This is a genomic window from Frigoribacterium sp. MCBA15_019, from assembly GCF_001864945.1.
Classification (GTDB): Bacteria; Actinomycetota; Actinomycetes; order Actinomycetales; family Microbacteriaceae; genus Frigoribacterium.
Map to the genome: position 1 here is coordinate 227,791 of NZ_MJGS01000001.1, position 13,009 is coordinate 240,799.

The 13,009-nt window shown below is 69.7% G+C and carries 14 protein-coding genes; all 14 read right to left on the reverse strand.

Annotated features, from left to right (window positions below; all coding sequences use genetic code 11):
* Positions 1–55: 55 nt before the first annotated feature.
* Complete coding sequence (locus tag BIV04_RS01060; RefSeq protein WP_071253418.1) at positions 56–406, reverse strand: rhodanese-like domain-containing protein; 351 nt, start codon at positions 404–406, stop codon at positions 56–58.
* Positions 403–1,413, reverse strand: a complete 1,011-nt coding sequence (secF, locus tag BIV04_RS01065) for a protein translocase subunit SecF (protein ID WP_071253419.1) — start codon at positions 1,411–1,413, stop codon at positions 403–405. Before secF ends, BIV04_RS01060 begins: the two co-directional genes overlap by 4 nt.
* Entirely contained in the window at positions 1,413–3,176 is a 1,764-nt protein-coding gene (gene secD, locus BIV04_RS01070; RefSeq protein WP_071253420.1) for a protein translocase subunit SecD, read from the reverse strand. The genes secF and secD overlap by 1 nt, the downstream gene beginning before the upstream one ends.
* Before the next feature lie 96 nt (positions 3,177–3,272).
* On the reverse strand, positions 3,273–3,686 hold the full coding sequence (gene yajC / locus BIV04_RS01075) for a preprotein translocase subunit YajC (RefSeq protein WP_071253422.1): 414 nt from the start codon (positions 3,684–3,686) through the stop codon (positions 3,273–3,275).
* Positions 3,687–3,765: 79 nt separating this feature from the next.
* Positions 3,766–4,791: a Holliday junction branch migration DNA helicase RuvB gene (ruvB, locus tag BIV04_RS01080; RefSeq protein WP_071253423.1), complete on the reverse strand. Its 1,026-nt coding sequence runs from the start codon at positions 4,789–4,791 to the stop codon at positions 3,766–3,768.
* On the reverse strand, positions 4,788–5,402 hold the full coding sequence (gene ruvA / locus BIV04_RS01085) for a Holliday junction branch migration protein RuvA (protein WP_071253425.1): 615 nt from the start codon (positions 5,400–5,402) through the stop codon (positions 4,788–4,790). Before ruvA ends, ruvB begins: the two co-directional genes overlap by 4 nt.
* Positions 5,399–5,974: a crossover junction endodeoxyribonuclease RuvC gene (ruvC, locus tag BIV04_RS01090; protein WP_071253427.1), complete on the reverse strand. Its 576-nt coding sequence runs from the start codon at positions 5,972–5,974 to the stop codon at positions 5,399–5,401. The genes ruvA and ruvC overlap by 4 nt, the downstream gene beginning before the upstream one ends.
* A 9-nt stretch (positions 5,975–5,983) precedes the next feature.
* Positions 5,984–6,745, reverse strand: a complete 762-nt coding sequence (locus BIV04_RS01095; protein WP_071253429.1) for a YebC/PmpR family DNA-binding transcriptional regulator — start codon at positions 6,743–6,745, stop codon at positions 5,984–5,986.
* Positions 6,746–6,782: 37 nt separating this feature from the next.
* Positions 6,783–7,391, reverse strand: a complete 609-nt coding sequence (pdxT, locus tag BIV04_RS01100) for a pyridoxal 5'-phosphate synthase glutaminase subunit PdxT (protein WP_071253432.1) — start codon at positions 7,389–7,391, stop codon at positions 6,783–6,785.
* Between the two features lie 22 nt (positions 7,392–7,413).
* Positions 7,414–8,328 (reverse strand): pyridoxal 5'-phosphate synthase lyase subunit PdxS, encoded by a 915-nt coding sequence (gene pdxS / locus BIV04_RS01105; RefSeq protein ID WP_043592715.1) that lies wholly within the window; start codon positions 8,326–8,328, stop codon positions 7,414–7,416.
* A gap of 23 nt (positions 8,329–8,351) precedes the next feature.
* A complete protein-coding gene (locus tag BIV04_RS01110; protein WP_255364100.1) occupies positions 8,352–8,936 on the reverse strand; it encodes an HIT domain-containing protein in 585 nt (194 codons plus the stop codon).
* 2 nt (positions 8,937–8,938) lie between these two features.
* Positions 8,939–10,876, reverse strand: a complete 1,938-nt coding sequence (thrS, locus tag BIV04_RS01115) for a threonine--tRNA ligase (protein WP_071254592.1) — start codon at positions 10,874–10,876, stop codon at positions 8,939–8,941.
* 193 nt (positions 10,877–11,069) lie between these two features.
* Positions 11,070–11,519 (reverse strand): Fe-S cluster assembly sulfur transfer protein SufU, encoded by a 450-nt coding sequence (gene sufU, locus BIV04_RS01120; protein WP_071253436.1) that lies wholly within the window; start codon positions 11,517–11,519, stop codon positions 11,070–11,072.
* Positions 11,516–12,865, reverse strand: a complete 1,350-nt coding sequence (locus BIV04_RS01125; RefSeq protein WP_369825254.1) for an aminotransferase class V-fold PLP-dependent enzyme — start codon at positions 12,863–12,865, stop codon at positions 11,516–11,518. Before BIV04_RS01125 ends, sufU begins: the two co-directional genes overlap by 4 nt.
* Positions 12,866–13,009 lie beyond the last annotated feature (144 nt).

The window sequence follows — 13,009 nt, forward strand, 5'->3', positions numbered from 1 at the left end:
ACCGGCCGTCATGGTCGGACGTGGACTCCGTGGGGTCAAGGGTACCCGTCGGCCGTCAGTCGGCCGACGACACGGGGTGATCGTCCCCGGCCACGACCACGCCGCCGGCGTCGCGCCAGGCGAGCATCCCACCGACGACGTTCCGGGCGTCCACACCGACGCCGCGGAGGGCATCCGTTGCGCGGGCCGAGCGCATGCCGGAGTGGCAGACGACGAGGACGGGGCGGTCGGTGGGGACCTCGTCCACACGATCGTTCAGCTCCGAGAGCGGAATCAAGGTCGCACCGGGCGCGTGCGCGTCATCCCACTCGTGTCGCTCTCGGACGTCGAGCAGGTAGGTGCCCTCGGCCAAGGCGTCGATGGCAGCGTCGGCCCCGATCTCGGGTCGGCGGTCGTCGCCGATCATGCGCCCACCGTCTCGTCGACGGTGAGCGGCTCGGTCTTCTGTGCCTCGAGCTTCCGGGCGTCTCGCTTGGCGATGTCGGGCTCGCGGAGGCGAAGCGTGGCGTACAGAGGCGAGGCGATGAAGATCGTCGAATAGGTGCCGACCAGGATGCCGATGAACAAGGCCAGCGAGATGTCGCGAAGCGTGCCGGCACCGAGGACGAACGCTCCGATGAACAGGATGGCCGCGACGGGGAGGAGCGCCACCACGGACGTGTTGATGGACCGGACGAGCGTCTGGTTGATCGCCAGGTTCACGGACTGCCCGAACGTGCGACGTGAACCCTCGCCGTCTTCGGTCGTGTTCTCTCTGATCTTGTCGAAAACCACCACGGTGTCGTAGAGCGAGTAGCCGAGGATCGTCAGGAAGCCGATGACCGCCGCCGGGGTGACCTCGAAGCCGACGATGCCGTAGATGCCCGCGGTCAGGACGAGGTCGTGCAGCAGGGCGGCCATGGCCGCCAGCGACATCTTCCAGGTGCGGAAGTAGAGCGTCATGCCGATCGCGGCGAGGATCAGGAAGATCACGAGCCCCTTGATGGCCTGGCTCGTGATGTCTGCACCCCACGACGCACCGATGAACGACGAGGTGACCCGGTCGTCGGGGACGTCGTACGCCGTGGCCAGGGCTGCCGCCACGTCGTTCGTCTGGGCGGCCTCGAGCTGCGAGGTCTGCACGCGGATCGTGTCGGTGCCCACCTGGGTGACCCGGGGGTTCGACCCCGGTACGACCTCGTCGACGGTCGCCGAGGCGACGTCCTGGTCCAGCTCGGCCGGCTGTGCGATCTGGAACTCCGAACCGCCCGTGAACTCGATGCCGAAGTGGAAGCCCCCGCGGAGGAACGGGACGGTGACCGAGATGAGGATGACGAGGGCCGCGATCCAGTACCAGCGGCGTCGGTGGCCGACGATGTCGTACGACCGGGCACCGGTGTAGAGGTCGTTGCCGAACTTCGAGAAACTGGCCATCAGGAGTCCTTCTTCCCTTCACCGGCGGTCGACGTGTCGACGCGCTCGGTGTTCTTCTCGGCGGCTTTGCGCTCGGCGATGGTCTGACGCTTGACGGCTTCGCGGCCGCCCGCTCCCTTGCGGCCGACGACGGCCGGGGTGCGGAACTGCGCCCGCCCACGGTAGACGGCGCCGAGGGCACGGGGGTTGAGCCCGCTGAACGAGTGCCCCTCGCCGAAGAACCGCGTCCGGGCGATCAGTTGGAGCATGGGGTGCGTGAACAGCGAGACCACGATGAGGTCGATCACCGTGGTGATGCCCAGGGTGAGCGCGAACCCCTTGACGTTGCCGACGGCGAGGATGAAGAGCGTGATGGCCGCCAGGAAGTTGACCGTGTCGGAGGCGACGATGGTGCGGATGGCGCGCTTCCAGCCCGATTCGACGGCGCTCTCGAGGATGCGGCCGTCGCGCAGCTCGTCCCGGATGCGTTCGAAGTAGACGATGAAGGAGTCGGCCGTGATGCCGATGGCCACGATCAGACCCGTCACCCCTGCGAGCGAGAGGCGGTAACCCTCGCGCCAGGACAGGATGGCGATCACGAGGTAGGTGAGGACAGCGGCGATGACGAGCGACAGCACCGTCACGAACGCGAGGGCCCGGTACTGGATGAGCGAGTAGATGACGACCAGGATCAGACCGATGAGACCGGCGATGAGACCGCTGACCAGCTGGGTCTGCCCCAGGGTCGCGGTGATCGTCTCGTTGCTCTGCACCGAGAAGCTCAACGGCAGGGCGCCGAACTTCAGCTGGTCGGCGAGGGTCTTCGAGGAGTCCTGCGTGAACTGGCCCGTGATCTGGGCCTTGCCGTCGGTGATGGCGGCGTTGGCGGAGGGAGCCGTGATGACCTGGTTGTCGAGGGTCACGGCGAACTGGTTCTGCGGCGCCTGCAACGAGACGAGGCGCGAGGTGACCTCGGAGAACCGGTCGGTGCCCTGACCGTCGAACTCGAGGTTGACGGCCCAGGTGTTGGTCGAGTTGCCCTGCGAGTCGGCGGCGAGGCCGTTCGTGGCATCGCTGATGTCGGAGCCCTGCACCTCGACCGGACCGAGGATGTACTTGGCCGTGCCGTCGGTGGAGCAGGTCACGAGCGGCTCGTCGTCACGGGCCGTGGCCAGGTCGTTCTCGGCTGCGCAGTCGTAGTTCTGGTAGAGGTCGGCGAGCTGAGGGGTGATCCAGGACAGGTCGGACGCGTTCGTCGGGGACGCCGTCGGCGTGCTCTCGAGGTCGGGGTTGGGAGTGTACGGTGTGGCGCTCGGGCTGGCCGTGGCGTTGTCGCCCTCTCCGCCGACCGCGGCGTTCGACACGGCCTCGGTGTAGAGCACGGGACGGAAGGTCAGCTTGGCCGACGCCTCGATGCGCTCGAGGGTCGCGTTGTCGGGCCGCCCCGGGATGGAGACGACGATGTTCTGCGTGCCCTGCTTGGTGATCTCGGATTCCGAGACGCCGGCCGAGTCGATGCGCTGCCGGATGATCGTGACGGCCTGGTCGAGCTGCTGGGACGACACCGTCTCACCGCTCTGGAGCTGGGCCGCGAGGGTGATCTGCGTCCCGCCCTGCAGGTCGAGGGCGAGTTCGGGCACCCAGCTGGCTCCGTTCCACCAGCCGTCACGACCGGAGTCGTTGAGGAACGTGGCCGTGCCGTTCAGGGCCGTGAGGCCGGCGATGATGACCAACAACCAGGTCAGGGATCGTATTGCTTTCTTCACCGGCGTCGAGCGTGCCACGGAGGAACTCTGCTTTCTCATGGGAGCGCGCGCCCACCCGGAGCGCGCGCCGTGGATCGGACCCGACCGCGCCAGGCGGTCGGGACGGTCGTCAGGTCAGGCCTTGTTGTCGGTGTCCTTGGTAACGGTCGAGTCGACCGGCGCGGACGTGGCGCGCTCACCGAACTCGGGCGCGTCGCCGATGACGCGGTCGTGCTCGGTGCTGCCGTCGGACAGCGAGTCGGCGTCGTCGGCGACGGGCTCGTCGATGACCGGTTCGACGACGCGGCCCAGGGTCTGACGGTGGACCTTGAGGACCGTGCCGGGCGAGACCTCGACCTCGGCCACGTTGTTCTCGTCGTCGATGGAGACGACGGTGCCGTACACGCCGAACGACAGCATGACCTCGACGCCGGGGACGAGCTTGTTCTGCAGTTCGGCCTGCTGACGGTCGCGCTTCTTCTTGTTGCGGAACATGAAGAACACGAGGACCACCAGGAGGAGGACCATGATGAGGGTTGCGGGATCCATGCGGAACTCCCTTTCGCTGTTGGGGGTGTGGGCCGAGCGGGACTCGCTTCAGCGAGCGACGGCCTCGGACCTGCAGGAATTATAGGTCATCGCCGAAGAGCGCCCCTGAGGCGTGCGTCAGGCCGAAGTGCCGCCAGGCCTCGGGAGTCGCGATGCGGCCCCGGGGCGTGCGGGTGAGCAGGCCGACGCGGACCAGGAACGGCTCGACGACGGACTCGATCGTGTCGGCCTCTTCGCCCACCGACACCGCGAGCGTGTTGAGGCCGACGGGTCCGCCGCCGAAGCGCGTCAGCACCGTCTGGACGACCTCTCGGTCGAGGCGGTCGAGCCCCAGCGAATCGACGTCGTAGAGGTCGAGCGCTTCGCGCACGGTCGTCAGGTCGGCGTCCCGTCCGTGGACGAGCGCGTAGTCGCGCACACGCCGGAGCAGGCGGTTCGCGATGCGAGGCGTGCCGCGGCAGCGTCCGGCGATCTCGGCCAGGGCGGCACCGTCGATGACGATGCCGAGCAGCGAGGCGGCCCGACGGAGGACCTCGGTCAGTTCGGCCTCGTCGTAGAACTCGAGGTGCGCCGTGAATCCGAAACGGTCGCGCAGGGGGTTCGGCAGCAGTCCGCTGCGGGTGGTCGCGCCGACGAGCGTGAAGGGCGACAGCTCGAGCGGGATGCTGGTCGCGCCCGCCCCCTTGCCCACCATGATGTCGATGCGGTAGTCCTCCATCGCGAGGTACAGCATCTCTTCGGCCGGCCTCGCCATGCGGTGGATCTCGTCGATGAAGAGCACCTCGCCCGGCACGAGTGCGGAGAGGACGGCGGCGAGGTCGCCCGCGTGCTGGATCGCCGGACCCGACGACATGCGCAACGGTCGTGCCCCTTCGTGGGCCACGATCATGGCCAGGGTCGTCTTGCCGAGCCCTGGCGGCCCCGCGAGGAGGATGTGGTCGGGGGTGCGGCCCTGCATCGTCGCAGCCTTGAGCAGCAGCTCGAGCTGGCCCCGCACCTTGGTCTGGCCGACGAACTCGCCGAGCGAGGTGGGCCGCAGTGCCCCCTCGAAGGCCAGCTCGGCCTCGGATTCGAGCGTGGGACGAGTCAGGTCGTCGTCGGTCACGCGCGGGCCCCGGCGGACTTCTGCGGTCCCAGGTGACCGAGCGACGCACGCAGCAGCTGCGGCACGGCGACCGCGACGGCATCACCCCGGTCGGCCACGACGGCGTCGATGGCGGCCTGGGCTTCGCGCTCGGACCAACCGAGCCCGACCAACGCGACGAGCACGTCGGCGGCGGTCGTCGACGCGGCCGTGACGGTCGGTGCACTCGGTGCCACGTCGAGCTTGCCGGCCAACGACAGGACGATCAGCTTGGCCGTCTTGGGGCCGATGCCGGAGACGCGGCGGAAGGCGGCATCGTCGTCGTCGGCCACGGCGGTGGCGACCTGGTGGGGCGTGAGCGTCGACAGGACGCCCTGGGCCGACTTCGGTCCGACGCCGGTGACGCTGCGCAGCAGGTCGAAGACCTCGAGTTCTTCACGGTCGGCGAACCCGAAGAGCGAGAGGTCGTCTTCGCGGACGATCAACGCCGTGTGCATGAGCGCTTGCTCGCCGACGCGGACCGTCAACGCGAGTTGTGGCGTGACCGACACCCGGAGGCCCACGCCACCGACCTCGACCACGACCGACGTGCCGGACGCGGACAAGACGGTACCGCGGACACTCGAGATCATGCCCCCAGCCTAGGAGTGCGCACCGACTTCTCGGCGTCGCGCCACGCTCGCTGGGCCGGCGTCAGCGACCCCGAGGAGGCGCGGGCCGCGACGGGCGCGCCCCGCCAGGCATGGCAGATGGCAAGGGCCAGGGCGTCTGCGGCGTCCGCCGGTCGGGGCGCCTCGGCGAGCCCGAGCAACCGGGCGACCATCGTGCCGACCTGCTTCTTGTCGGCCGACCCGTACCCGGTCACGGCCGCCTTGACCTCGGAGGGTGTGTGCAGCGTGACGGGGATGTCGCGCTCGGCCGCGGCACGAAGGGCGAGACCGCTGACCTGCGCGACGCCCATGACGCTGCGGACGTTCTGCTGGGCGAAGACCCGCTCGATGGCCATGGCGTCAGGTCGGTGCTCGTCGATGAGTGCGTCGAGACCACGACCGAGGGCGAGGAGGCGCAGTTCGAGGGCGAGGTCGGGGGCCGTGCGGATGACCTGGACGTCGACGAGGGTCGCGCGTCGTTGGGCGTCGACCTCGACGACCCCGACCCCGCACCGGGTGAGCCCGGGGTCGATGCCCAGCACCCGGAGCGTCACCGAGGCGACCTATTCTTCGTCGTCGAGCGCGGCCTGCACGTCGGCGGGGACGTCGTGGTTCGCGTAGACGTTCTGCACGTCGTCGTCGTCGTCGAGGGCGTCGATGAGCCGGAACACCTTGCGGGCCGTCTCGAGGTCGACCTCGATCTTGAGCCCGGGAACGAACTCGATGTCGGCCGAGTCGTAGTCGATGCCGGCGTCCTGCAGGGCCGAGCGGGCCGGGACCAGGTCGGACGCCTCGGTCACGATCTCGAAGCCCTCACCGCGGTCGGTGACCTCTTCGGCCCCGGCGTCGAGGACGGCCGTGAGGACGTCGTCCTCGGTGAGGTCGTCGGTCTTCATGACGGCGATGACGCCCTTGCGGCTGAAGTTGTAGGCCACACTGCCGGGGTCGGCCATGGTGCCGCCGTTGCGGGACATCACCGTGCGGACGTTGGCGGCCGCGCGGTTCTTGTTGTCGGTGAGGCACTCGATCAACAGAGCCACGCCGTTCGGACCGTAGCCCTCGTACATGATGGTCTGGTAGTCGACGCTCTCGCCGCTGAGACCCGCGCCGCGCTTGATGGCGCGGTCGATGTTGTCGTTGGGGACCGAGGTCTTCTTGGCCTTCTGGACGGCGTCGACCAGCGTGGGGTTGCCGGACATGTCGGCACCGCCCTGCTTGGCCGCGACCTCGATGTTCTTGATGAGCTTGGCGAACGACTTGGCACGGCGGCTGTCGATGACGGCCTTCTTGTGCTTGGTCGTTGCCCACTTGGAATGCCCGGACACGGTGCTCCTTCAGATGCTGACGTGGATCGCGACGAGTCTACCGCGACGCCCGCGCACGGGCCTTGTCGAGGAACCGCGCGTGGAACCGGAGGTCGTCGGTGACCTCGGGGTGGAACGAGGTGCCCATCAAGGGGCCCTGCTCGACGGCGACGACCCGGCCGTCGTCGAGGACGCCGATGGCCGTCGCGGCCGGCCCGACCTGGTCGACCACCGGGGCTCGGATGAACACGGCGTGCACCGGCGGACCGTCGAGCACGGGGACGTCGACGTCGGTCTCGAACGAGTCGGTCTGCGAGCCGAAGGCGTTGCGCCGCACCGAGACGTCCAGGCCCCCGAGGCTCCGCTGCCCCGGGATGCCGTCGACGATGCGGTCGGCGAGCATGATGAGGCCGGCACAGGTGCCGTAGACGGGCAACCCCGACCCGATGGCACGCCGGAGCGGCTCGTCGAGGTCGAACATGCGCGACAGCTTGTCCATCACGCTGGATTCGCCACCCGGGATCACCAGGCCGTCGATCTCGTCGAGCTCGGACGCGCGGCGGACGGGTACGGCCTCGGCCCCGAGCGAGGTGAGGACGCCCAGGTGCTCACGGAAGTCACCCTGCAGGGCCAGGACGCCGACCCGAGGCGTTCGTGCGGTGGTCATCACCGACGATCGACCCCTGCGGTCACCAGCCGCGCTCGGCGAGGCGGTGGGGTGCGGGCAGGTCGGGGACGTTGATGCCGACCATCGCCTCGCCGAGACCGCGCGAGGCATCGGCCACGACCTGGGGGTCGTCGAAGAAGGTGGTGGCCTTGACGATCGCCTTGGCACGGTCGGCTGGGTTGCCCGACTTGAAGATGCCCGAACCGACGAAGACACCGTCGGCGCCGAGCTGCATCATGAGCGCCGCGTCTGCCGGCGTCGCGACGCCACCGGCGGTGAAGAGGACGACGGGCAGCTTGCCGGTCTCGGCGATCTCTTTCACGAGCTCGAACGGAGCCTGCAGCTCTTTGGCGGCGACGTAGAGCTCGTCGGCCTTGAGGCCCCGCAGCTGGGCGATCTCTTTTGAGATCGTGCGGATGTGCTTGGTCGCCTCGGACACGTCACCCGTGCCGGCTTCGCCCTTGGAACGGATCATGGCCGCACCTTCGGTGATGCGGCGCAGCGCCTCGCCCAGGTTGGTGGCCCCGCAGACGAAGGGGACGGTGAAGTTCCACTTGTCGATGTGGTTGACGTAGTCGGCCGGGCTGAGGACCTCGGACTCGTCGATGTAGTCGACGCCGAGCGTCTGCAGGATCTGCGCCTCGACGAAGTGGCCGATGCGGGCCTTGGCCATGACGGGGATCGACACGGCGGCGACGATCTCGTCGATCATGTCGGGGTCGCTCATGCGGGCGACCCCGCCCTGCGACCGGATGTCGGCGGGGACGCGCTCGAGGGCCATGACGGCGACCGCTCCGGCGTCTTCGGCGATCTTCGCCTGCTCCACGTTGACGACGTCCATGATGACGCCGCCCTTGAGCATCTCGGCGAGACCGCGCTTGACGCGGCTCGAACCGGTGGTGGAGGACTGGCTGGAGGCAGGGGTCGTGTCGCTCATGATGGCCCCTATCTTAGGCCCGATCAGCGGTCGGGTGACGCCGCCGGGACAGGACCGGCGCCTCCGGTCGGCCAGGCCTCGGCGACCGCGACGCGGACGTCGCCCAGCAACTGCGTGACGGCCTTCGTCTGCGCGATGATCGGGAAGAAGTTCGAGTCGCCGCCGTAGCGTGGCACCACGTGCTGGTGCAGGTGGGCGGCGATGCCGGCTCCGCCGACCTGCCCCTGGTTCATGCCGATGTTGAAACCCTGCGCGTGCGACACCAGGGTGAGGACCCGCATGGCTGTCTGGGTCAGCGACGCGATCTCGGCCACCTCGTCGGTGGTCGCGAGGTCGTAGGTCGAGACGTGCCGGTACGGGCAGACCAACAGGTGGCCGGGGTTGTAGGGGTAGAGGTTGAGCAGCACGTAGGCGTGTTCGCCCCTCGCCACGATGAGGGCCTCGTCGTCGGACCTCGACGGCGCACTGCAGAACGGGCAGGAGTCGTCGTGGGCGTCCTGGCCCGCCTCGACGTAGACGGCGCGGTGGGGCGTCCAGAGTCGCTGGAAGGCGTCGGGGACCGCGGCGAAGTCGGAGGAGGACTCGGCCGTGGTCCCGTCGGCGCCCACGTTCAGACCTGGGCCTTGGTCTCGATGGCCGCGACGATCTTCGCGATCGCCTCGTCGAGCGGCACGCCGTTCTCCTGCGAGCCGTCGCGGTAGCGGAAGCTGACGGCACCGGCCGCACGGTCGTCCTCGCCGGCGATCAGCTGGAACGGCACCTTGGCCTTGGTGTGCGTGCGGATCTTCTTCGGCATGCGGTCGTCGCTGTGGTCGACCTGGGCCCGAACACCGACCTCGCGCAGGCGCGCCACGACCCCGTCGAGGTAGTCGCCGTACTCGTCGGCGACGGGGATCGCCACGACCTGGACGGGTGCCAGCCAGACCGGGAACGCACCCGCGTAGTGCTCGGTGAGCACGCCGAAGAAACGCTCGATTGAGCCGAACAGCGCACGGTGGATCATCACCGGTCGCTGACGCGACCCGTCGGCCGCCGTGTACTCGAGGTCGAAGCGCTCGGGCAGGTTGAAGTCGAGCTGGACCGTCGACATCTGCCAGGTGCGCCCGATCGCGTCGCGCGCCTGGACCGAGATCTTCGGCCCGTAGAACGCCGCCCCGGCCGGGTCGGGCACGAGTTCGAGGCCGGTCTCTTCCGCGACCTGTCGCAGGGTCGCCGTCGCCTCGTCCCAGGTGGCGTCGTCGCCCACGTACTTCTCGGGGTCCTTCGTGGAGAGCTCGAGGTAGAAGTCGTCAAGGCCGTAGTCGCGCAGCAGGCTGAGGACGAAGTCGAGCGTGCCCTTGAGCTCGGCCGCCATGTCGTCACGGGTGGTGAAGATGTGCGCGTCGTCCTGGGTCATGCCCCGCACGCGGGTCAGGCCGTGGATGACGCCCGACTTCTCGTTGCGGTACACCGTCCCGAACTCGAACAGACGCTGCGGCAGGTCGCGGTACGACTTGGCCGACGAGCGGTACGCCAGGATGTGCATGGGGCAGTTCATCGGCTTGAGGTAGTAGTCCGCGCCCTGACGCGTGATCTCACCCTCGTCGTTGCGGGCCTCGTCGAGGTGCATCGCCGGGAACATGCCGTCCTTGTACCAGCCCAGGTGGCCCGAGGTTTCGAACAGGGCCGCCTTGGTGATGTGCGGCGTGTAGACGAACTCGTAGCCGGCCTTCTCGTGGCGCTCGCGCGAGTAGTCCTCCATCTGGCGACGGATGATGCCGCCCTTGGGGTGGAAGATCGCGAGCCCCGAGCCGATCTCGTCGGGGAACGAGAAGAGGTCGAGCTCGGCACCGAGCTTGCGGTGGTCGCGCTTGGCGGCCTCTTCGAGCCGGGCCTGGTAGGCGCGCAGGTCGTCCTTGGTGGGCCACGCCGTGCCGTAGATCCGCTGCAGCTGGGGGTTCTTCTCGGACCCGCGCCAGTAGGCGGCCGCCACGCGCATCAGCTTCGTGGCGTTGCCGAGGAGGCGCGTGCTGGGTACGTGGGGACCGCGGCAGAGGTCGAACCACACGACTTCGCCGGTCTTCGGGTCGAGGTTGTCGTAGACCGTTAGCTCAGCCCCGCCGACCTCGACCGACTCGCCGTCGGCGCCGAGGTCGTCGGCCGACCCGCCCTTGAGTCCGATCAGCTCGAGCTTGAACGGTTCGTGGGCGAGCAGGTCGCGGGCCTCGTCTTCGGTCACGACGCGCCGACGGAAGCGCTGGCCCTGACGGATGATGCGCTCCATGCCCTTCTCGATGGCCTTGAGGTCGTCGGGGGTGAAGGGCTCCGCGACGTCGAAGTCGTAGTAGAAGCCGTCGGTGACGGGCGGCCCGATGCCGAGTTTCGCCTCCGGGTTGATCTGCTGCACGGCCTGGGCCATGACGTGCGCCGCCGAGTGCCGCAGGATCGCCAGGCCGTCGGGTGAGTCGATCGTGACCGGCTCGGCGACGTCGCCGGCCTGCAGCTCGGTCGCCAGGTCGCGCAGCTCGCCGGCCACGCGGACGGCCACGACCGCCTTGTCGGTGAACAGGTCGAAGCCGGTCGTCGTCTCGGTGGCCTCGACGGCCGAGAGGCCGGACGGGGCTGAGGAGGCGGTCGGGTCGAGGTCGGTCTGGTCGGACACGGCGGTGGTTCCTATCGTCGAGGGGCGGGGACCACTTTAGCCGTCGACCGACCATCGTCCGGCCGGGACCGCCCCGACGGACGACGCGGCCGCGGACGGTTCAGACGGTGCGCAGCTCGGTCGAACAGGCCTCGGCCGCGACCCAGGCGAGCATGCCGCACTTGACCCTCATGACGAACTTCGAGACCCCGTGGAACACGACGGCGTCGCCGAGCACCTCGTCGTCGGGCTCGCCGGCACCACGGGACCGCATCATCTCGCGGAACTCCCCCACGAGGGCGTCGAGCTCGGACAGCGTCCGGCCCGGTGCCAGCTGGGCCAAGACCGAGGCCGAGGCCATCGAGATGCTGCAGCCCGCGCCCTGCCAGCGCAGGTCGGCGATTCGGTCGGTGCCGGGCTCGAGGGCGACGCGGACGGTGATCTCGTCACCGCAGGTCGGGTTGCGTTCGTGGTGCTGCGCGTCGGCCCCGGGCAGCTCGCCGTCGCCGTGGCGCGCCTTGGCGTGATCGAGGATGACCTGCTGGTACAGGCCGTCGAGGGCGACGCTCACCGCGCCTCCTCGGTTTTCTCGTCGGGAACCGCCGGGCCCGCGACGCCGAAGTAGTCGCGGACCTCGGCGACCCCGGCGACCAGCCGGTCGACCTCGTCGCTCGACGAGTACAGGTAGGTGCTGGCCCGCGTCGTGGCCGTCACCCCGAGGCGCCGGTGCAGCGGTTGGGCGCAGTGGTGGCCGACGCGCACGGCGATTCCCCGGGCGTCGAGGAACTGGCCGACGTCGTGGGCGTGCACCCCGTCGACGACGAAGCTGGCGAGTCCCGATCGCGGCACCCCCGCGGGCGGGCCCACGACCGTGACGCCATCGATCGCCTCGAGACCGCGGACGAGCAGGTCGGCCAGGGCCTCTTCGTGCTCGCGCACGCGGTCCATGCCGACGGCGTCGAGATAGCGGACGGCCTCGGCGAGGGCCACGGCCTGCGACACGGGCTGCGTGCCGGCCTCGAAGCGCTGCGGGGCGGGGAGGTACTCGGCGCCCTCCATCGTGACCGTCGTGATCATCGAGCCGCCGGTGCGGAAGGGCGGCAGGGCGTTCAGCAGCTCGGCCTTCCCGTAGAGCACGCCGATGCCCGTGGGCCCCAACATCTTGTGGCCCGAGAACGCGGCGAAGTCGACGTCGAGGCCGTGCAGGTCGACGGGGCGGTGCGGCGCCGACTGGCAGGCGTCGAGGACGACGAGGGCGCCGACGGCGTGCGCCGACGCCACGAGCTCGGCGACGGGTGCGACGAAGCCGGTGACGTTCGAGACGTGGGCGAAGGCGAGGAGGCGCGTGCGGGGTCCGATCACGGACGCCGCGTCGGCGGTGGTCCAGGTGCCGTCGTCGCGGACGGGCACGAAACGCAGCGTGGCGCCCGTCGTCGCGGCGAGTTCCTGCCACGGGACGAGGTTCGCGTGGTGCTCGGCCTCAGTGACGACGATCTCGTCACCGGGCGCGAGGGCGAAGCGTCGCGCGGCCTCGCCACCCCGGCCGTGCGTGGCGTTCGCGAGGCCGTACGCCACGAGGTTGAGCGCGTCGGTCGCGTTCGAGGTCCACACGATCTCGTCGACGTCGGCACCGACGAAGCGGGCGACCGTCTCGCGCGCCTCTTCGTAGGCTTCGGTCGACGAGGCGGCGAGCGTGTGTGCGCCCCGGTGCACGGCCGAGTTGGTCGTCTCGAGGAAGCGGCGCTCGGCGTCGAGCACGGCGGCCGGTCGCTGTGCGGTCGCCCCCGAGTCGAGGTAGGCGAGCGGCTCGCCGTTGACGTCCTGCTGCAGCAAGGGGAAGTCCGCGCGCAGACGGCGGGCGTCGTCGTCGGACAGCCCCGGACGGGCGGTGGATGGTGCGGAGGAGGTGGTGGTCACGGTGTCCCTTCTCGTCGATCGTAGCGAGGCGCCCCGAGGGGCCCGGCGTCGGCCGACACAGGACGCAACGGTCGCCGAGCGCCCGGTGTTCCCGACCCCGCGGCTGTGACGCCCCGTGTCGCGCACGTCGCGCACGGCGGGGTC

What these genes read in the sequence shown, in the direction of transcription:
- BIV04_RS01060 (WP_071253418.1), bottom strand. Translation starts at nt 406, where the DNA reads ATGATCGGCGACGACCGCCGACCCGAGATCGGGGCCGACGCTGCCATC.
- secF (WP_071253419.1), bottom strand. Translation starts at nt 1,413, where the DNA reads ATGGCCAGTTTCTCGAAGTTCGGCAACGACCTCTACACCGGTGCCCGG.
- yajC (WP_071253422.1), bottom strand. Translation starts at nt 3,686, where the DNA reads ATGGATCCCGCAACCCTCATCATGGTCCTCCTCCTGGTGGTCCTCGTG.
- ruvA (WP_071253425.1), bottom strand. Translation starts at nt 5,402, where the DNA reads ATGATCTCGAGTGTCCGCGGTACCGTCTTGTCCGCGTCCGGCACGTCG.
- pdxT (WP_071253432.1), bottom strand. Translation starts at nt 7,391, where the DNA reads ATGACCACCGCACGAACGCCTCGGGTCGGCGTCCTGGCCCTGCAGGGT.
- pdxS (WP_043592715.1), bottom strand. Translation starts at nt 8,328, where the DNA reads ATGAGCGACACGACCCCTGCCTCCAGCCAGTCCTCCACCACCGGTTCG.